Origin of the sequence: Enterobacter sp. 940_PEND, assembly GCF_001059415.1 — a bacterium.
Lineage (GTDB): Bacteria > Pseudomonadota > Gammaproteobacteria > Enterobacterales > Enterobacteriaceae > Enterobacter > Enterobacter cloacae_M.
On the sequence record NZ_JUMS01000088.1, the window covers coordinates 25,536 to 44,949 of the forward strand.

21 protein-coding genes are annotated in these 19,414 nt (G+C 55.6%); 9 read left to right on the forward strand and 12 right to left on the reverse strand.

Features of this window, described 5'->3' with window-relative positions; genetic code table 11:
• The first annotated feature begins 63 nt into the window (after positions 1-63).
• Positions 64-1,848, forward strand: coding sequence for a methyl-accepting chemotaxis protein (locus tag ADJ24_RS12130; RefSeq protein ID WP_023312119.1), 1,785 nt, complete (start codon positions 64-66; stop codon positions 1,846-1,848).
• A 212-nt stretch (positions 1,849-2,060) separates the two neighbouring features.
• Entirely contained in the window at positions 2,061-2,300 is a 240-nt protein-coding gene (locus tag ADJ24_RS12135) for a DUF1883 domain-containing protein (RefSeq protein ID WP_010432930.1), read from the forward strand.
• A gap of 30 nt (positions 2,301-2,330) precedes the next feature.
• Here the strand turns inward: ADJ24_RS12135 and ADJ24_RS12140 are convergent, their stop codons facing one another.
• Together ADJ24_RS12140 and chaB are read right to left on the reverse strand one after the other, a co-directional pair.
• Positions 2,331-3,026, reverse strand: coding sequence for a gamma-glutamylcyclotransferase (locus tag ADJ24_RS12140; RefSeq protein WP_023312120.1), 696 nt, complete (start codon positions 3,024-3,026; stop codon positions 2,331-2,333).
• A 177-nt stretch (positions 3,027-3,203) separates the two neighbouring features.
• Positions 3,204-3,434: a putative cation transport regulator ChaB gene (gene chaB, locus ADJ24_RS12145; protein WP_023312121.1), complete on the reverse strand. Its 231-nt coding sequence runs from the start codon at positions 3,432-3,434 to the stop codon at positions 3,204-3,206.
• A gap of 270 nt (positions 3,435-3,704) precedes the next feature.
• Here chaB and chaA point away from each other — a divergent pair, with 270 nt between their 5' ends.
• On the forward strand, positions 3,705-4,805 hold the full coding sequence (gene chaA / locus ADJ24_RS12150) for a sodium-potassium/proton antiporter ChaA (RefSeq protein WP_023312122.1): 1,101 nt from the start codon (positions 3,705-3,707) through the stop codon (positions 4,803-4,805).
• A gap of 94 nt (positions 4,806-4,899) precedes the next feature.
• On the opposite strand, the gene kdsA is transcribed toward chaA, so the two are convergent.
• Genes kdsA through hemA form a run of 6 tightly spaced genes read right to left on the reverse strand, consistent with a single transcriptional unit; the run spans position 4,900 to position 10,203 of the window.
• Positions 4,900-5,754 carry a 3-deoxy-8-phosphooctulonate synthase gene (kdsA, locus tag ADJ24_RS12155; protein WP_023312123.1) on the reverse strand — a complete coding sequence of 285 codons (855 nt, stop codon included), beginning with the start codon at positions 5,752-5,754 and terminating at the stop codon, positions 4,900-4,902.
• A 36-nt stretch (positions 5,755-5,790) separates the two neighbouring features.
• Entirely contained in the window at positions 5,791-6,600 is an 810-nt protein-coding gene (gene sirB1, locus ADJ24_RS12160) for an invasion regulator SirB1 (protein WP_023312124.1), read from the reverse strand.
• A gap of 3 nt (positions 6,601-6,603) precedes the next feature.
• Positions 6,604-6,996 carry an invasion regulator SirB2 gene (gene sirB2 / locus ADJ24_RS12165; protein WP_023312125.1) on the reverse strand — a complete coding sequence of 131 codons (393 nt, stop codon included), beginning with the start codon at positions 6,994-6,996 and terminating at the stop codon, positions 6,604-6,606.
• Positions 6,993-7,823 (reverse strand): peptide chain release factor N(5)-glutamine methyltransferase, encoded by an 831-nt coding sequence (gene prmC, locus ADJ24_RS12170; protein WP_023312126.1) that lies wholly within the window; start codon positions 7,821-7,823, stop codon positions 6,993-6,995. The genes sirB2 and prmC overlap by 4 nt, the downstream gene beginning before the upstream one ends.
• Positions 7,823-8,905: a peptide chain release factor 1 gene (prfA, locus tag ADJ24_RS12175; RefSeq protein ID WP_021240360.1), complete on the reverse strand. Its 1,083-nt coding sequence runs from the start codon at positions 8,903-8,905 to the stop codon at positions 7,823-7,825. The genes prmC and prfA overlap by 1 nt, the downstream gene beginning before the upstream one ends.
• A gap of 41 nt (positions 8,906-8,946) precedes the next feature.
• Entirely contained in the window at positions 8,947-10,203 is a 1,257-nt protein-coding gene (hemA, locus tag ADJ24_RS12180; protein WP_048702562.1) for a glutamyl-tRNA reductase, read from the reverse strand.
• Positions 10,204-10,404: 201 nt separating this feature from the next.
• On the opposite strand from hemA, the gene lolB reads away from it, so the two are divergent.
• From lolB to dauA, 4 genes are all read left to right on the forward strand, one after another.
• Positions 10,405-11,016, forward strand: a complete 612-nt coding sequence (gene lolB, locus ADJ24_RS12185; protein WP_023312128.1) for a lipoprotein insertase outer membrane protein LolB — start codon at positions 10,405-10,407, stop codon at positions 11,014-11,016.
• On the forward strand, positions 11,013-11,882 hold the full coding sequence (gene ispE, locus ADJ24_RS12190) for a 4-(cytidine 5'-diphospho)-2-C-methyl-D-erythritol kinase (RefSeq protein ID WP_023312129.1): 870 nt from the start codon (positions 11,013-11,015) through the stop codon (positions 11,880-11,882). The genes lolB and ispE overlap by 4 nt, the downstream gene beginning before the upstream one ends.
• A gap of 125 nt (positions 11,883-12,007) precedes the next feature.
• The gene (gene prs, locus ADJ24_RS12195; RefSeq protein WP_003856663.1) at positions 12,008-12,955 is read left to right on the forward strand and encodes a ribose-phosphate diphosphokinase; all 948 of its coding nucleotides are present in this window, start codon (positions 12,008-12,010) and stop codon (positions 12,953-12,955) included.
• 124 nt (positions 12,956-13,079) lie between these two features.
• A complete protein-coding gene (gene dauA, locus ADJ24_RS12200) occupies positions 13,080-14,759 on the forward strand; it encodes a C4-dicarboxylic acid transporter DauA (protein WP_023312130.1) in 1,680 nt (559 codons plus the stop codon).
• A gap of 3 nt (positions 14,760-14,762) precedes the next feature.
• Here the strand turns inward: dauA and ADJ24_RS12205 are convergent, their stop codons facing one another.
• Both ADJ24_RS12205 and ychH read right to left on the reverse strand, forming a co-directional pair.
• A complete protein-coding gene (locus ADJ24_RS12205) occupies positions 14,763-15,803 on the reverse strand; it encodes a MerR family transcriptional regulator (RefSeq protein WP_023312131.1) in 1,041 nt (346 codons plus the stop codon).
• Positions 15,804-15,923: 120 nt separating this feature from the next.
• On the reverse strand, positions 15,924-16,199 hold the full coding sequence (gene ychH / locus ADJ24_RS12210; protein ID WP_023312132.1) for a stress-induced protein YchH: 276 nt from the start codon (positions 16,197-16,199) through the stop codon (positions 15,924-15,926).
• A gap of 274 nt (positions 16,200-16,473) precedes the next feature.
• Between ychH and pth the strand changes: the two genes are divergently transcribed.
• Both pth and ychF read left to right on the forward strand, forming a co-directional pair.
• Positions 16,474-17,058 carry an aminoacyl-tRNA hydrolase gene (gene pth, locus ADJ24_RS12215; protein WP_023312133.1) on the forward strand — a complete coding sequence of 195 codons (585 nt, stop codon included), beginning with the start codon at positions 16,474-16,476 and terminating at the stop codon, positions 17,056-17,058.
• A gap of 126 nt (positions 17,059-17,184) precedes the next feature.
• On the forward strand, positions 17,185-18,279 hold the full coding sequence (ychF, locus tag ADJ24_RS12220) for a redox-regulated ATPase YchF (protein WP_048702565.1): 1,095 nt from the start codon (positions 17,185-17,187) through the stop codon (positions 18,277-18,279).
• A 59-nt stretch (positions 18,280-18,338) separates the two neighbouring features.
• On the opposite strand, the gene ADJ24_RS12225 is transcribed toward ychF, so the two are convergent.
• Entirely contained in the window at positions 18,339-18,764 is a 426-nt protein-coding gene (locus ADJ24_RS12225; RefSeq protein ID WP_032668500.1) for a tetratricopeptide repeat protein, read from the reverse strand.
• Between the two features lie 114 nt (positions 18,765-18,878).
• Positions 18,879-19,220, reverse strand: a complete 342-nt coding sequence (locus tag ADJ24_RS25555; RefSeq protein WP_233422258.1) for a hypothetical protein — start codon at positions 19,218-19,220, stop codon at positions 18,879-18,881.
• Positions 19,221-19,414: the final 194 nt, after the last annotated feature.

Consider the following 19,414-nt stretch of genomic DNA (forward strand, 5'->3'; position numbering starts at 1 on the left):
AGCATCAAGTTTACCTGCGGGGTTGCCGATAGGCATGGAAACAACACAGCAGGTATTTCACTTATGTTCAGATCGATTCGTGCACGCATCATCGCGGCGACGGCAGGCTGTCTGGTCGTCGCCCTTCTCCTTAATACCGTTATCAACTTCCAGGTCACGCGCCAGGATAACCAGCAGTCCCAGCGCGATATCCTGACCAGCACCAGCGCCAGCCATAACATGGCGATTGCCGACTGGGTAAAAAGCAAGATGACGGTGATCGCCTCCGCGCAGACCGTTGCGCTGAGTGACGACCCGGTTCCGGTGTTTAAACAGCTTGCTCAGGCGGGTGGATTCACCAACGTCTATGTTGGCTACGCCAGCAAAACGGCGAAATTCTCTGAACCGGCGGGCGTTCCGGCGGACTATGACCCGACTATTCGCCCGTGGTATCAGCAGGTGGTCAGCACGGACGGTCCGGTTGTCACCGCGCCATACGTTGACGCGGGGACCGGTAAACTGGTGGTTACCTTCGCCGTGCCGGTGAAAGAAAATGGCACGCTCAAAGCGGTCGTGGCGGGCGATGTAGCGATGGACAGCGTAGTGGCTAACGTGCGCGGGATCCATCCAACCCCGGCCAGCAGCGGGTTGCTTCTGAACAGTGACGGCAGCGTGATTGCCGCTAACGATCCTGCCCTCACGCTGAAACCGTTTGCTGAGACAATCAAGGGCATTGATTTTGCTGCGCTGAAAAGCGGTAACCCCGTCGACGGAACGCTAAACGACGCTGAAAAAACCTTCGTGGCGACAGCCGTGCCTGGCACAAACTGGCTGTTAGTCGTCGCGCTCGACAGCGGTGACGCCACCTCCGGCATGCGTTCCCTGCTTAAAGCCTCGGGGATTTCGCTGGTGATCCTCGCACTGCTGAGCGCCGCCATTGTGCATTTCCTGATTGCCCGCCTGCTCAAGCGTTTGTCCGACATTCGCGACGCGATGCACAACATTGCTAACGGCACTAACGATCTGTCCCAGCGCCTGCCGGACAGCGGCGAGGACGAGGTCGCGCAAATTGCCCAGGCCTTTAACGCCTTCAGCGATAAACTGTCGGTGGTGATGGTGCAGCTCCGGGATGCCAGTGAATCGGTGAAAAACGCGGCGCAGGAGATAGCCGCAGGTAACCAGGATCTTTCCGGACGTACCGAGCAGGCGGCATCCAGCCTGCGCGAGACGGCCAGCGCCGTGGAGCAGATCACCGCCTCCGTGACGCAGTCGAATGAATCGGCGGCAGAAGCCAACGACCAGGCGAGCAAGGCCTCAGCGGCCGCGGCGCGCGGCGGCGAGGTGGTATCCCAGGCGATCAGCACCATGCAGTCTATTGAAGTCGCGTCGGCAAAAATTGGCGATATCACCAGCGTGATTGACGGCATTGCTTTCCAGACCAACATTCTGGCGCTGAACGCCTCCGTCGAGGCGGCGCGTGCGGGTGAGCAGGGGCGCGGGTTTGCCGTCGTAGCAGGCGAAGTGCGTAACCTGGCGAGCCGTAGCGCTCAGGCGGCGAAAGAGATCAAATCCCTGATTGACTCCACCACCGACAGCGTGGCAACAGGCTCCCGCTACGTACATCTGGCGGGGGAAAGCATGGATGAGATCCGCTCCAGCATCGGCAGCGTCTCTGGCATCATGCGCGAAATCTCCATCGCCACCAGCGAGCAGATGAAAGGGATTCATGAGATAAACCACGCGGTGACCCATCTCGACAGAATGGTTCAGCAGAACGCCGAACTGGTGGTGGAATCCGCCGCCGCCGCGGGTGCCCTGCAGAGCCAGGCGGGCGACCTTGCTGAAACAGCCGGGCATTTCCGCATTTAATCTTCTTCCGGAGCGCGTTTAGCGGGTAAAACGCGCGCCAGCCTAAATTTTGAGGAATTTTGTCATTTTTGTTTAATCGTTATGCCATTTTTTGATCAAAATCAGCATCCCACCCCCTCCCCTTTGGTGTTATGCCATGAGTGAATTGTGAACAACATCACGCTCGGATATGGCAGCAGGGAGAGCGTTGTTTAAGACTACGGGGTAAAAAAATGGCACTGGTAAAAACAAGTTTGAAACTGTTTGGTGGGGATACGGTAGTGGTGCGTTGCTCAGAACGCTGTCGTATTCATCTGATGAGTTCGAAAGCGCAAAAACAGTCCCAGGCGGATATTCTCACCGTACAGGACGATAAAGCCTGGCTTACCGTGCCGTATACCGGGACGTGGGATGTGCTGATCGATAGCCACAGCCAGTCGCTGGAGCATTCCGTCAGCTACGTGGCAGCATAAGTTTAAACGCCCGGCAAGCCGGGCGTATTGTCAGGCAAAACCCTGTCGCAGCGTGCTGTTGAGCGGGTTCCCTTCCAGCAGCGCCTTCACCTTCACCACCAGCTCATTCAGACAATCGTCCTTCATGCCGAGGCGTGTCAGCTCCTGATCGAGGGAGAACAGATACTGCGCGTTGGTGCCCAGCGGCCCGCTGGCGGCGGCAATCAACGGGGCAATCACCTGCGTGCGGGTATCCGCTTCATACAGCGGATGGCGCGGATCCATAATAAACACCAGCGCGTTGACGGTGCGTCCGTCGTCCAGTTCCAGCTTGCACCAGCTCGGCATATAGCAGCCGGTGATCATCTCGCGCTTCCAGAGCAGCGTGAGCTCCTCTTCCAGCGTGGCATCCGGCAGGCGATACGCCACGCCCGTGGTGCGCCCGCCCTCTTTCAGTGCAAGCATGCGCCCGGGCTGGCACGCGCTGCCGCGTCCGGCCGTCAGGCGCAGGCAAAACGCGCGATGCCAGCCAGGCAGCGTTCCCGTTGCCGATTCGACAAATTCCAGAGCCGGGTTCCACATCAGGGAGCCGTAGCCAAAAATCCATACCGGGCCATCATCCGGGCGGCAGGCAAGCGTGGCAGCGAGTGACGCCGCACGTTGTTCAGCTGACCAGAGAAGCGATTCCTCAATAGCACCAAATGCCGTCTTACAATCTGCCTTCATTAAGAAATCACGCGTTAACACTTTCCACCTCCGCCACTGCATGCTTCCTTGCGACATCTGTAATTCGCCTTCCCGGCATTCTGTGCTGGTCATTTTGCCAGCAGTCGAATAACGATAAGCAATTAGCGGACCAGTTGCAATACAACGGAAGTTCAACCGCCTGAAAAGTCAAAATGAAGGCAGCGAATCATTTCACGACTATTTCTTTTTATGCCATTTATCGTCGTCTCCTTTCTCATATTCATGTTTTACTGCGGCCCAGGCGACTTTGTGGGCCGTCTCTTCACGGCTGGCATCATCCCGGCGATCGTCCTTGTCTTTGTACTGATCCCAGGCGCTGTTGAACGCCTCTTTGTAGATATCCTGCGCGTGGGCGGGCAGCACGTTTTGCACGTTATCCGGTAATTCACGTTTCGCTTTATAGGGCATCACTAACCTCTCTTTTGGTTAAAGAGATAAGTGTGGACGACGATATGCCATGGTGCCACCCGACAATAATTTATGAGTGCATTATATTTTTAATTGACTGTTATTTAATGGGTATTCAACAAAAACACGGCATTATGGACATCAGAAATGAAAATAATGAAAAAGGGTAAAATTAAGTAAAAAACAAAGGGTATTTAACAGAGTTCTGTTAATTTAATGACCTCAAAAATCTATCTATAATTACAAGCACCTGCATTGATGGAGAAGCACATGACAGCAACACACGAGGCGGTAAAGACCCGCCACAAGGAGACGTCACTCATTTTCCCGGTTCTGGCACTGGCTGTGCTGCTCTTCTGGGGAAGCAGTCAGTCACTGCCAGTGGTGGTTGGTATCAATATTCTGGCCCTGGTCGGCATCTTAACCAGCGCGTTTAGCGTCGTTCGCCACGCGGACGTCCTGGCCCACCGTCTGGGCGAGCCTTACGGATCGTTAATTCTCAGCCTTTCCGTTGTTATTCTCGAAGTCAGCCTGATTTCCGCCCTTATGGCGACCGGCGATGCCGCGCCGACGCTGATGCGCGACACGCTCTATTCGATCATTATGATTGTAACGGGCGGCCTGGTAGGCTTCTCTCTGCTGCTGGGCGGGCGCAAATTTGCGACCCAGTATATGAACCTGTTCGGCATTAAACAGTATTTGATCGCCCTCTTCCCGCTTGCGATTATCGTGCTGGTCTTCCCGATGGCGCTGCCGGGTGCAAACTTTTCCACCGGGCAGGCGCTGCTGGTCGCACTGATTTCCGCCGCCATGTACGGCGTGTTCCTGTTGATTCAGACCAAAACGCACCAGAGCCTGTTTGTGTACGAGCATGAAGATGACGGCGACGATGATGACCCGCACCACGGCAAGCCGTCTGCCCACAGCAGCGCGTGGCATACGGTTTGGCTGATCGTGCATCTGATTGCGGTGATTGCCGTCACCAAGATGAACGCTAACCCGCTGGAGACGCTGTTAACCGAGCTGAACGCGCCGGTGGCGTTTACCGGCTTCCTGGTGGCGCTGCTGATCCTGTCGCCGGAAGGGCTGGGCGCGCTGAAAGCGGTGTTGAATAATCAGGTGCAGCGCGCAATGAACCTGTTCTTCGGCTCCGTACTGGCGACGATTTCACTCACCGTACCGGTGGTGACGCTGATTGCCTTTATGACGGGCAACGAGCTGCAGTTTGCGCTGGGCGCGCCGGAGATGATTGTGATGGTCGCCTCGTTGCTGCTGTGCCAGATTTCGTTCTCAACCGGGCGTACCAACGTGCTGAACGGCGCGGCGCATATGGCCTTGTTTATTGCGTATCTGATGACGATATTTGCGTAATTTTATCCGGTGCGGGCTGATGCCCTCACCCCAACCCTCTCCCCCAGGGAGAGGGAGAAAGCATAAAAAAAACCCGCCGAAGCGGGTTTTTTTATTATTTGCTGGTATCCAGCTCGTCGAAGCTCTTCACCAGATCGTCAATCGCTTTGATCTGCTTCAGGAACGGCTCCAGCTTGTCCAGCGGCAGCGCGGATGGGCCGTCGCATTTTGCGTTATCCGGATCCGGGTGCGCTTCAATGAACAGGCCGGCCAGACCGGTTGCCATGCCGGCGCGCGCCAGCTCGGTCACCTGGGCACGACGGCCACCGGACGCGGCGCCGAACGGGTCGCGGCACTGCAGGGCGTGGGTCACGTCGAAAATCACCGGAGACTGGCCGGAGACATTTTTCATCACGCTGAAGCCCAGCATGTCGACAACCAGGTTGTCGTAGCCGAAGTTTGCGCCACGGTCACACAGAATGACCTGATCGTTGCCGCCTTCGATAAATTTATCGACGATATTGCCCATCTGCCCAGGGCTGACGAACTGTGGTTTCTTCACGTTGATCACGGCACCGGTTTTCGCCATCGCCGCAACCAGGTCGGTCTGGCGAGCCAGGAATGCCGGGAGCTGAATCACATCCACCACGTCTGCCACCGGCTGCGCCTGAGAGGCTTCATGCACGTCGGTGATCACTTTTACGCCAAAGGTCTGCTTCAGCTCCTGGAAAATTTTCATTCCCTCTTCCAGGCCCGGGCCACGGTAAGAGTTGATGGAGGAGCGGTTGGCTTTGTCAAAAGAGGCCTTAAACACGTACGGGATACCCAGCTTCTGGGTCACGGTCACGTAGTGTTCGCAGATACGCATGGCGAGATCGCGGGATTCCAGCACGTTCATGCCGCCAAACAGTACGAACGGCAGGTCGTTTGCTACCTTGATATCACCAATGCTAACCACTTTTTGTTTCATAGGATCGCCTTATTCAGGTGTGAATCGGAATTAAGATTAATGCAGTGTAATTTGTTTGTGCGAGATCGCGTTGATCTGCGCACGAATCATTTCGCTAATGGGGTCTTCCGGACACTGCTCGACGAAATAATTCAAATCATTCAGCGCCACGTGTTCACAGTCGAGCTGCGCGTAGATCAGCCCGCGATCGCGAATTTCGTACGGATCTTCCGGGTTGAACTGCAGCAGCACTTCGCTGGCGCGCAACGCCAGCTCCATCTGACGCTCTTCCATTAACGCAGACTTCAGCGTATCCAGCAGCTTGCGGATCACTTCTGCGTTATCCGCCTCGTCGAGATCTTCGTTGAAGAGTTCAGCCACCGGGCTGATATTGCCTTTCAGCCACACGTCCAGCGTATGTTCATCCAGCGTGTCGCCGTTGAAGGGATTAATGAGCCACATTTCACCGTCCAGCCACTCAGCGCGCAGGATCATTTGCGTCGGGAAAATGACCGGGACTAGCGGAATATCCAGACGGTGCGCGACCCACAGCAAAATAGAACCCAGCGCCACGGCGCTGCCCTGACGATTTTTTAAGACCTGGTCCAGCCATAACGCGTCAGACAGGCGATACACGCCCCGCGTGTCGCAGAAACCCCATTCGCCGTAGAAAAGCTCCAGCAGCTTCTCTAATTGCCAGTCTTGCGGGCGAGCCTGATTAATCTCTTCACGCGCCAGGCTGACCAGATTCTCCAGCTCATCGTAGACAAACTGCGACGTAAAATCGTCGCGAATCATCTCAGAAATCAGGATCATGCCATCGCAAAGCGGCACTTTATTAAATTCGAAATCGGCTAAGGACCTCATGACTTACCCCAGTAACGGTATTCTTGTGGTGGCGAGTTTAATGATGATGTACAGCACCACCAGACCCAGCAGAAAGGCGATAAACCCGACCTGCTGGCTGCGCGGACGACGACGCCCAAGCGCGATAAAACCCAAAACGATGTAGATGATAACGCCAAACAGCTTTTCAGTCAGCCATGCACCTTTATCAGTAAATGGCAGATAGCCGGTCTTCCACATGAGCCCGGCACCGGAAAGGAGCAATAGCGTGTCGATGCAGTGCGGCGCGATACGCACCCAGCGGGCATCCGTCAGCGGATTGTTGCTGTAGCGCCACCAGTAACGGACGATGAAAAAGCTGATGGTCAGCGCAACGGAAATGAGGTGGACGGTAATGAGCACGGTAAAGAGGCTCATAGCCACTGCCCCAGCGTCAGACGTTCGTTGCCGCCGTAGTCGCGGCAGGTTTCGACAGCGGCGTAGCCAGCTTGCGTAAACAGTGCCCGCACGGCTTCTCCCTGCGTCCAGCCATGTTCCACGAGCAGCCAGCCGCCGGGAAGCAAATGTTTTCGTGACGTTGTCACAATGTGATCGAGATCGGCTAATCCCGCGTTGCCGGCCACGAGCGCCGTCAGCGGTTCGAAGCGCACGTCTCCCTGCGCAAGGTGCGGGTCATGTTCGTCGATGTAGGGAGGATTGCTGACAACCATCGCAAATGAGCGATTCTCCAGCGCGGCAAACCAGCTGCTTTGCAGCACCGTCACGTTGCGAAGCCCGTGACGTTCCACGTTACGCTGCGCCAGCGCCACCGCATCGGGCATTACATCCACCGCCGTCACCGCGCAGTCGCGCCGCTCGGTAGCGAGCGCCAGCGCGATAGCCCCTGTCCCGGTACCGAGATCGAGAATGCTGCAGGCCGCCGCCGGTAAACGCGCCAGCGCCTGCTCTACAAGACACTCGGTGTCCGGACGCGGGATCAGCGTCGCCGCCGAGACGTAAAGCGGTAACGACCAGAACTCACGCTCACCGACAAGGTGCGCCACCGGCTCGCCGGTTTTACGGCGGGCAAGCAGCGCGGCGAGCTGCGCTTCCTGTTCCGCGGTCAGTTCGGTTTCGCCAAAAGCCAGCAGATACGTGCGGGCTTTACCCGTCACATGCTCAAGCAAAATTTCGGCGTCGCGTTTCGGGCTTTCGCTTTCTGAAAGCTCACCGGCCGCCTCACGTAACCAGCGCTGAAAATCCATTATTCCTGCTCGGACAGCGCCGCCAGCTGGTCGGCCTGGTATTCCTGCACGATAGGCTCGATCAGCATATCCAGCTTCCCTTCCATCACCTCGTCCAGACGGTACAGCGTCAGGTTGATGCGGTGGTCGGTTACGCGCCCCTGAGGGAAGTTATAGGTGCGGTTACGGTCGCTGCGATCGCCGCTGCCCAGAAGGTTACGGCGCGTAGAGGCTTCCGCCTGCTGGCGTTTCGCCATTTCGGCTGCGTGGATACGCGCGCCCAGCACGGACAACGCTTTGGCTTTGTTTTTGTGCTGTGAACGCTCGTCCTGACATTCAACGACGATGCCGGTCGGCAGGTGGGTAATACGGATGGCGGAATCGGTGGTGTTAACGTGCTGACCGCCCGCGCCAGAGGAGCGGAACGTATCAATACGCAGGTCCGCCGGATTGATATCCGGCAGTTCAGCCTCCGGCAGCTCCGGCATCACCGCAACCGTACAGGCGGAGGTGTGAATGCGGCCCTGAGATTCGGTGGCCGGTACGCGCTGCACGCGGTGACCGCCGGATTCAAACTTGAGACGACCGTACACGCCGTCGCCGCTGATCTTGGCGATAACCTCTTTGTAGCCACCATGTTCGCCTTCGTTGGCGCTCATGATCTCCACTCGCCAGCGACGCGATTCGGCGTAGCGGCTGTACATGCGGAACAGATCCCCAGCAAACAGAGCCGCTTCGTCACCGCCGGTACCGGCGCGCACTTCCACAAACGCGTTACGCTCATCGTCCGGATCTTTCGGCAGCAGAAGCACCTGAAGCTGCTGCTCCATCTCTTCAGAACGCGCTTTCGCATCCTGCAACTCTTCCTGCGCCATCTCGCGCATTTCAGGATCGTCGAGCATCATCTGCGCGGTTTCGATATCTTCCTGAACCTGTCGCCAGTCGGTAAAGCATTTAGAAACATCACTTAACTGCGCGTATTCACGCGAGAGCGCGCGAAAACGTTCCTGGTCCGCAATGGTCCCGGCATCCCCGAGCAGCGCCTGTACTTCTTCATGGCGCTCGTGCAGAGCTTCCAGTTTAGCGACGATAGAAGGCTTCATAGGCGTAAGTGCACCTTGTCTTAGAAAATGGGTATAGGGCGCTATTCCAGCCCGAGGCTGTTGCGCAGAATAGTCAGGCGTTCATCATCCCCGTCACGGGCAGCCTGCTGAAGAGATTTGGTTGGTGCATGGATCAGGCGGTTGGTCAGTTTCCACGCCAGATCCTGCATAATCGCATTTGCGTCGCCGCCCTGTTCAAGGGCCGCTAACGCTTTGGCAGTCAGGTCATCACGCACCTGCTCCGCCTGCCCGCGGTACTCGCGTATGGTCTCGCTGGCGCTTTGCGCGCGCAGCCAGGCCATAAACTCACTGGTTTCCTGCTCGACGATGGTTTCCGCCTGAACCGCCGCCGCTTTACGCTGGGCAAGGTTGTGCGAAATGATGCTTTGCAGGTCATCCACGCTGTAGAGATAGGCGTTAGGCAGCTTGCCCACTTCCGGCTCAACATCGCGCGGGACGGCGATATCCACCAGCAGCATCGGCTGATTACGGCGGGACTTGAGCGCACGCTCCACCATCCCTTTTCCGATAATCGGCAGCGGGCTGGCGGTTGAGCTGATGATAATGTCCGCCTCTTTTAGGCGTTCATCGATGTCGCTCAGGGCAACCACCTCTGCACCCACTTCATCCGCCAGCACCTGCGCGCGTTCGCGGGTGCGGTTTGCGATAATCATCTTTTTCACTTTATGCTCGCGCAGATGGCGCGCCACAAGTTCGATGGTTTCGCCCGCGCCCACCAGCATCACGGTAACGGTAGAAAGGGATTCAAAGATTTGGCGTGCAAGGGTGCAGGCCGCGAAAGCAACAGAAACCGCACTGGCACCAATGTAGGTTTCGGTTCGCACACGCTTTGCCACGGAGAACGACTTCTGGAACATGCGCTCCAGCTCGCTGGCCTTCAGATGCCCTTTTTGCGAATCCGCAAACGCTTTTTTCACCTGTCCCAGAATTTGCGGCTCGCCCAGCACCAGTGAATCCAGCCCGCTGGCGACGCGCATCAGATGGCTGACGGCATCGTTGTCCTGATGCCAGTACAGGCTGTTGCGCAGCTCGTCTTCATTGAGATTGTGGTAGTCGCATAGCCAGCGGATCAGCGCTTCGTGCAGGTTGTCCTGCTCTTCCACGCTTAAATACAGCTCGGTACGGTTGCACGTCGAGAGCACCACGCCACCCTGCACCATAGGCTGTGCAAGCAGGCTGTCCAGCGCCAGGTCAAGCGTATCCGGCGAAAACGTCACGCGTTCTCGCAGCGAAACCGGAGCCGTTTTGTGGTTGATGCCGAGTGCTAATAGGGTCATGTTGAGCGGGAGTAGTACCAGCGTTAATAAGGTTAGCAGAACGCATCATACAGGATGCGCGAGATCAATAAAAGGGACTGCCCCCTTTCGGAGTAATAGGTTACACAACCCTTTGAGATAATTTGAACGTAGACGGTAGCCCCCTTCGACGCTAGCATTAACAGTTATAACTGCAACGTATCTCAAGGATTTGTCCTCATTATGACCCGACTGATTCGCCTGCTGCCGCTGGCAGCACTGGTTCTGACCGCGTGTACCGTCACCCAACCAAAAGGCCCGGGCAAAAGCCCTGATTCACCGCAGTGGCGTCAGCACCAGCAGGACGTCCGTAATTTGAACCAGTACCAGACCCGCGGCGCTTTCGCTTATCTCTCTGACGAACAAAAAGTTTATGCCCGCTTCTTCTGGCAGCAGACGGGACAGGACAACTACCGCCTGCTGCTGTTGAACCCGCTGGGCAGCACCGAGCTGGAGCTTATCGCCAAGCCGGGCGAAGCGCAGATCACCGATAACAAAGGCCAGCACTATACCGCGACCGATGCCGAAGAGATGATTGGCAAGCTGACCGGGATGCCAATCCCGCTCAACAGCCTGCGCCAGTGGATCCTTGGCCTGCCGGGGGAGGCAACTGACTACACCCTTGACGACCAGTACCGTCTGAGCCAGGTGAATTACACACAGAACGGCAAAACCTGGAAAGTGGTGTACAGCGCCTATGACAGCAAGAGTAAACCGTCGCTGCCATCAAACATGGAGCTGACCCAGGGCAGCCAGCGTATCAAGCTGAAAATGGACAACTGGATCGTTAAATGATGACCCACTGGCCCTCTCCGGCAAAGCTGAACCTGTTTTTATACATTACCGGCCAGCGTGCTGACGGGTACCACACCCTGCAGACGCTGTTTCAGTTTATTGACTATGGCGACACGATCTCTATTGAACTGCGCCAGGACGGGCAGATTTGCCTGCTAACGCCGGTCGAAGGCGTGGCGCATGAGGACAACCTGATCGTGCGCGCCGCGCGTCTGCTGATGAAAGCCGCGGCGGAATCGGCCCGTCTGCCCGCGGGAAGCGGTGCGGATATCCGTATCGAGAAACGCCTGCCGATGGGCGGCGGTCTGGGCGGTGGATCATCCAACGCCGCCACCGTGCTGGTTGCGCTGAATCACCTCTGGGGCTGCGGGCTGTCGAAGGACGAACTGGCAGCCCTCGGCCTGACGCTGGGGGCGGATGTCCCGGTGTTTGTGCGCGGTCATGCGGCCTTTGCTGAAGGCGTGGGTGAGATTCTCTCCCCGGCTGAACCGCCGGAGAAGTGGTATCTGGTTGCCCACCCTGGCGTGAGTATTCCGACCCCGGTCATCTTTAAAGATCCTGACCTGAAAAGGAATACCCCGGTTCGGTCAATAGAAACGTTATTAAATTGTGAATTCAGCAACGATTGCGAGGATATCGCAAGAAAACGTTTTCGCGAGGTTGATGCGGTGCTTTCCTGGCTGTTAGAATACGCGCCGTCGCGCCTGACTGGTACAGGGGCCTGTGTCTTTGCTGAATTTGACACCGAATCCGCCGCTCGTCAGGTGCTTGAGCAAGCGCCGGTTTGGCTGCATGGTTTTGTAGCACGTGGGATGAACACCTCCCCCCTACAGCAGACCATTCTGGCGCAGACTGAGTTTCGGTGACAACGTCACCCTGTTCCAGACGTTGCATCGCGCTCTTTAATACACCGCCTGGATAGCCTTCGTTTGGCCCGCACAGTTTGCGGCGAACGCTATCCACCACTGGACGCATGCCTGAGGTTCTTCTCGTGCCTGATATGAAGCTTTTTGCTGGTAACGCCACCCCGGAACTAGCACAACGTATTGCCAACCGCCTGTACACTTCCCTCGGCGACGCCGCCGTAGGTCGCTTTAGCGACGGCGAAGTCAGCGTACAAATTAACGAAAATGTACGCGGTGGTGATATTTTCATCATCCAGTCCACCTGTGCTCCAACGAACGACAACCTGATGGAACTGGTTGTTATGGTCGACGCCCTGCGTCGCGCTTCCGCAGGCCGTATCACTGCTGTAATCCCTTACTTCGGCTATGCCCGTCAGGACCGTCGCGTCCGTTCCGCGCGTGTGCCAATTACAGCTAAAGTTGTCGCTGACTTCCTGTCCAGCGTCGGCGTTGACCGCGTACTGACCGTTGACCTGCACGCAGAGCAGATCCAGGGCTTCTTCGACGTTCCGGTTGATAACGTATTCGGCAGCCCAATCCTGCTGGAAGACATGCTGCAGCTGAACCTGGATAACCCAATCGTGGTTTCTCCGGACATCGGCGGCGTGGTACGTGCCCGTGCTATCGCTAAGCTGCTGAACGATACCGACATGGCGATCATCGACAAACGCCGTCCGCGCGCTAACGTTTCTCAGGTGATGCACATCATCGGTGACGTTGCTGGCCGTGACTGCGTGCTGGTTGACGACATGATCGATACCGGCGGTACGCTGTGTAAAGCAGCTGAAGCGCTGAAAGAGCGTGGTGCCAAGCGCGTGTTCGCTTACGCGACTCACCCGATCTTCTCCGGTAATGCGGTAAACAACCTGCGCAACTCCGTCATTGACGAAGTGGTGGTATGCGATACCATCCCACTGAGCGACGAGATCAAAGCACTGCCAAACGTGCGTACGTTGACCCTGTCCGGGATGCTGGCCGAAGCGATTCGTCGTATCAGCAACGAAGAATCCATCTCAGCAATGTTCGAACACTAATCGAACACGGCCGAAAAACCCGCTGCGGCGGGTTTTTTTGTCTCCGGGTTTTATTTGTATGATTAATGCCTCCTTCACCTGCCATTCATATGACAGATGATGCGCATACGGATGATAGATAATTGTGAAAAACGTAGCCTCCTCACATGTTCTGCCCTTTCGCGCCCTCATCGACGCCTGCTGGAAAGAGAAGTACACCTCGTCACGCTTTGTCCGTGACCTGATTGCCGGGATCACCGTCGGCATCATCGCCATCCCGCTGGCGATGGCGCTGGCGATTGGCAGCGGCGTTGCGCCGCAGTACGGTCTGTACACCTCGGCCGTTGCCGGGATCGTCATTGCCCTGACGGGCGGTTCGCGCTTCAGCGTCTCCGGCCCGACCGCCGCCTTCGTGGTGATCCTCTACCCGGTTTCGCAGCAGTTTGGTCTGGCAGGCCTGCTGGTAGCCACCCTGATGTCCGGCGTCTTTTTGATTTTGTTTGGTCTGGCCCGCTTTGGTCGCCTGATTGAATATATTCCCCTTTCCGTGACGCTGGGGTTCACCTCGGGGATTGGTATTACCATCGGAACCATGCAGATCAAAGATTTCCTCGGCCTGCAGATGCCCCACGTACCGGAGCACTACCTGCAAAAAGTGGGGGCGTTGTTTATGGCGCTGCCGACGGCCAACCTGGGCGACGCCGCCATCGGGATTGTGACGCTGGGTACGCTGATCGTCTGGCCTCGCCTCGGTATTCGTCTGCCGGGCCATCTGCCCGCGCTGCTGCTGGGCTGCGCGGTGATGGCGATCGTCAATATGCTCGGTGGTCACGTCGCGACTATCGGCTCGCAGTTCCACTATGTTCTGGCGGACGGTTCACAGGGTAGCGGTATTCCGCAACTGCTACCGCAGCTGGTGCTGCCGTGGGACATGCCCGGCTCCAGCTTCACCCTAAGCTGGGATTCCCTGCGAGCCCTGCTTCCCGCCGCGTTCTCTATGGCAATGCTGGGGGCGATTGAATCCCTGCTCTGCGCCGTCGTTCTGGACGGCATGACCGGCACCAAACACAAAGCCAACAGCGAACTGGTCGGTCAGGGATTAGGCAACCTCGTCGCGCCGTTCTTCGGCGGTATTACCGCAACGGCAGCCATCGCCCGTTCTGCGGCCAACGTCCGCGCAGGTGCGACCTCACCGGTTTCGGCGGTTATCCACTCCGTGCTGGTGATCCTCGCCCTGCTGATCCTCGCCCCGCTGCTCTCCTGGCTACCGCTTTCCGCCATGGCCGCCCTGCTGCTGATGGTGGCATGGAACATGAGCGAGGCGCACAAGGTGGTGAACCTGCTTCGTCGCGCGCCGAAAGACGACATCATCGTGATGCTGATCTGTATGTCGCTGACCGTACTGTTCGATATGGTTATCGCCATCAGCGTCGGGATCGTGCTGGCTTCCCTGCTGTTTATGCGCCGTATTGCGCAGATGACGCGCCTTTCCCCGGTTAACGTCGAGGTGCCTGACGATGTGCTGGTGCTGCGCGTGATTGGCCCGCTGTTCTTCGCCGCGGCGGAAGGTCTGTTCAGCGATCTGGAGTCCCGCATCGCGGGCAAACGGGTTGTGGTGCTGAAATGGGATGCCGTACCGGTGCTGGATGCAGGCGGCCTGGATGCCTTCCAGCGCTTTGTGGCACGTCTGCCGGAAGGCTGTGAGCTGCGGGTGAGTAACCTGGAGTTTCAGCCGCTGCGCACCATGGCGCGCGCGGGCGTGCAGCCTATCCCTGGCCGACTCTCCTTCTACCCTAACCGTGAAGCCGCGTTAGCGGATCTGTGAGTCTCATGATGCAGAGAAACGTCTCTGCATCATCACCCCGATCGCCTGCTGGAGCCATGCAAGCACGGCAGGCGTCATCCAGGTTCCTTTCATCAGGTGCGGCTCCTGCTGCATGGCTGCGCGAAACTTTTGCTGAGTTTCCGGGCTGGTGCCCGCGTAAGACTGGAACAATGCCAGCCAGTTTTCAGCCAGCTTTTGCGCCTCCTCCGAGGCAGGATCGATATTATCCCGCTGCGCCTGATGCAGTTTCGCCACCAGCGGCGGCCACTCCATCATGCGGTCAAAGTAGTGTGCCCGGGTAAAGGCCATCTCTTCGGCAGTGAGATACTTCTCCCATATGCAGAGCTTAGACTCAGCAAACGCGCGCGTGATGTAATCCGTCATCTCCGGCGTGATGCCGGTCTGCGCCTGCATCTGCGGTTCAACGCTGTGCATCTCGTTCAGCCGGGTGAGAAACTCCGGCTTGCCCGCCGTGTCCTGCTCCAGGCGTTCCATCCAGCGCGTCGCCAGATCCATCGCCCGCGCGTCAGTCGCGGATATATGTTGCTCCAGAAGCGTCTTAGCCTCTGCAACCAGCCCTGACCAGATAGCCGCCAGCGCATCCTTCTGCACCGCAAACGGCAGCTGCTGTAATTCTTCTTTGCTAAACCAGCGATCGTACATATTCATTAACTCCAGAGTCTGTAGCCAGGATTCCAGATCCGGCGTCGCATCGTCGAGAAGCCCGGTCCGCAGATCCACCAGCCGGTCGCGCAGCGTATGTATGCTGCGCAGCTGTTTATCCAGCAGCGTGATTTGCGCATCGAGTAACTCGGTTAACGACAGCGACTCCTGTTCCAGGAAATCCCTGATTTCAGCAAGTTCCAGCCCCGCTTTTGCCAGCGCCTGGATCATGTGCAGACGCTGTACATCCGCCAGGTTGTAAAGCCGGTAACCTGCCGCGCTTCTGGCAGAAGGCAGCAACAACCCTGTTTGCTCATAGTGGTGCAATGTCCGCACGGTGATCCCGGCGCGTTTCGCCAGCTCACCCACCTGAATCAACATAACTGCTCCTTTTTCTTTGCCAGTGGCGCCACTCTGGAGCCTTACGTTACGTGAGGGTCAACCCTTGATGCAAAAAAAACGACTCCCGCGGGAGCCGTTTCGGCGTTCTTTATCACAGCACTAGCTGTGCTTATGCTGGTCGCGACGACAGCGTTTATCGTAGTGGCGCACCCACCAGTATTTATCGCAGACTTCCTCATGCCCGCTCACGCGCGCGCCGGCGAGCCACAATACCGCACCAACGAAGATGCTCAATATCGCGCCGTGCGCGAAGTATTGCGGGAGGTCAATCTGAGGTAACTGGTTTAAAATGGAATAACCTACGCCGGCTACCATCACGAACAGCCCCAACCCCATCAGCACGTTACCGAGTAACGAAGCGTTTTTGCGTTTCATGTGTCACCTCCGGAACTTTGGGTTGTCAGGGGAAAAGCCCCTAATCCTTGTGTGTAAAGTATAGACAACGCCCCTTTTATGAGTTGCGTGAATGATCACAATTACAGATAAGTCCCAAACAAAAGTTTACAAATAAGGCTTTGAACAGCTTGAAATTCTAATTGTTCAAATCAGAAATTATTCGTATTTCGCCGAGAAGATCGCAGAATTTTGTCAAGCGGCGCGCCAGACAGTAAACTACGCGCCAGATCTGGAACCCATTAGGAATTGAATCGTGACGATTAAACTGATTGTCGGCCTCGCCAACCCGGGCGCAGAATATGCGGCCACCCGCCATAACGCCGGGGCATGGTACGTCGATCTGCTGGCCGAGCGGTTACGTGCTCCCCTGCGTGAAGAACCTAAATTCTTCGGGTATACCTCACGTATCAACCTTGCTGGCGCGGATGTTCGCTTACTGGTGCCCACCACCTTTATGAACCTGAGCGGTAAAGCGGTGGCAGCAATGGCAACGTTTTATCGCATCAATCCGGATGAAATTCTGGTCGCACACGATGAGCTGGATCTCCCGCCTGGCGTAGCAAAATTCAAGCTGGGCGGCGGGCACGGCGGCCACAACGGCCTTAAAGACATCATCAGCAAGCTGGGCAATAACCCGAATTTCCACCGTTTGCGCGTAGGAATCGGCCATCCGGGCGATAAAAACAAAGTTGTCGGTTTCGTACTCGGTAAGCCCCCGGTTTCTGAGCAGAAACTGATTGACGAGGCGGTAGACGAAGCGGCGCGCTGCACCGAGATCTGGCTGGAAGATGGGTTAACCAAAGCGACAAACCGCTTACACGCTTTCAAAGCGCAATAATCCGCCCGATCCGGCTTTTTTACCGCGCGTCATGCGGGTTACGTGTATAATAGGCGTAGTTATTTACTTTTCATCAGTCGGTTATCTTTAACGGATTGATTATCAAGATATTAAGGTGATTTAGAAATGGGATTCAAATGCGGTATCGTCGGTCTGCCAAACGTGGGCAAATCCACCCTGTTTAACGCGCTTACCAAAGCGGGTATCGAAGCGGCGAACTTCCCGTTCTGTACCATCGAACCAAACACCGGCGTTGTGCCAATGCCGGACCCGCGTCTGGACCAGCTCGCGGAAATCGTGAAGCCGCAGCGCATTCTGCCAACCACCATGGAATTCGTGGACATCGCGGGCCTGGTAAAAGGCGCGTCCAAAGGTGAAGGTCTGGGTAACCAGTTCCTGACCAACATTCGTGAAACCGAAGCGATCGGCCACGTTGTGCGCTGCTTCGAGAACGACAATATCATCCACGTTAACAATAAAGTGGATCCGGCTGACGACATCGAGGTCATCAACACCGAGCTGGCGCTCTCTGACCTGGACACCTGCGAACGCGCGATTCACCGCGTGCAGAAGAAAGCCAAAGGCGGAGACAAGGACGCGAAAGCGGAACTGGCTGCGCTGGAAAAATGTCTGCCGCAGCTGGAAAACGCGGGCATGCTGCGCGGGCTGAAAAACCTGACTGAAGAAGACAAGGCGGCGATCAAATACCTGAGCTTCCTGACCCTGAAGCCAACCATGTACATCGCCAACGTTAACGAAGACGGTTTCGAGAACAACCCGTACCTGGACAAAGTGCGCGAAATCGCAGCAGCTGAAGGTTCTGTGGTTGTGGCGGTTTGCGCTGCCGTTGAATCCGACATCGCCGAGCTGGACGACGCTGACCGTGAAGAGTTCATGGCCGAGCTGGGTCTGGAAGAGCCGGGCCTGAACCGCGTGATCCGCGCGGGCTATGAGTTGCTCAATCTGCAGACCTACTTCACCGCTGGCGTGAAAGAAGTGCGTGCGTGGACGATTCCTGTAGGTGCGACTGCGCCTCAGGCGGCCGGTAAGATCCACACCGACTTCGAGAAAGGCTTTATTCGTGCGCAGACTATCGCGTTTGAAGACTTTATCACTTACAAGGGTGAGCAAGGCGCGAAAGAAGCAGGCAAGATGCGTGCGGAAGGGAAAGATTACATCGTTAAAGATGGCGATGTGATGAACTTCCTGTTTAACGTTTGATTTGTTTTGAATGAAAAAATCCACGCTTTGGCGTGGATTTTTTTCATAAATTACCGACTTTACGCCCTCTTGCGCAAATAGAAATCAAGGTATTTTTTAGGTCTATCCTGAAACGCACGCTCTTTGCCGTAGTTATAAGCATCGTTAAAATATTTATACGCTTCATCGAATTGATTCAACTCGTAACAGACCATGCCGAGGTCGATTGATGGTGCAGTGTCTATATCCGATCCACGTGTGCGCAACGTCGTCTCTCCCCATCTCTTCGCCTCATCGTAATCGGCGAGATCAAAATATGCGCTGTACATGCACGCAGAGATCCAGTTGGCAAATTCCGATTTAAACTTTGGCTCAGGAAGAGCTTGCCATGCTTTTTGGTATTGCTCTAAAGCTTCGGAGTATTTTTGGTTGTCGTGTAACTCGTTTCCTTTTTCTACAAGAGATGTAATACTTTTTTCATCGAATTTATAGCATACGTTTTTCATATGTTTATTCATTATCATTCGAAAAGAGACCTCCTTGCCTATATAAAAGGGATATAAGCGATAAATGCCTTCAGAAGCATGGAGGTCTCTAAAAGAGTAAGTTTTTATTGTTAACTAACCAAAGAAGAAATATTTAAAAGCTTCTGCCTCAACATCCTTAAGCTTGCTATTTAGCATTAAATCGATATCTTCCAGAAAGTCCTCTCTGAAATTAAAATCATCATCTGTAGCATCACCATCATATTTACTTTGTTCTATCTCAATGGCAGAACAAAAAGCATCCAAAAAGTCGGCTAACGAATTGGAAATAATGAAATTTCTTTTTTGAATACTACCATAAACAGGAGATGCAATATTTTGGGTATCACAAAAAAGAACATCTCCATTTCTTTCAGCAAAGATTACATAATCATCGTGCCAAGCCGTATCATTTTGAACTCTCCAGCCTGATAACATTTCTTTTAGCTCTTGGGACTCAACAATCTGTATAAAGAAGGCACCATCAAATGTTGGGTGGTCATTTAAAATCAAATGGCTATAAAAAATCGAATTTCACCATTTAAATTTACAGGAAAAGAAATTTCATTCTCATCGTCTGTATGGACTATCTCTCCCATATTTAAATCATTCATTTTGAATTTGTTAACAAA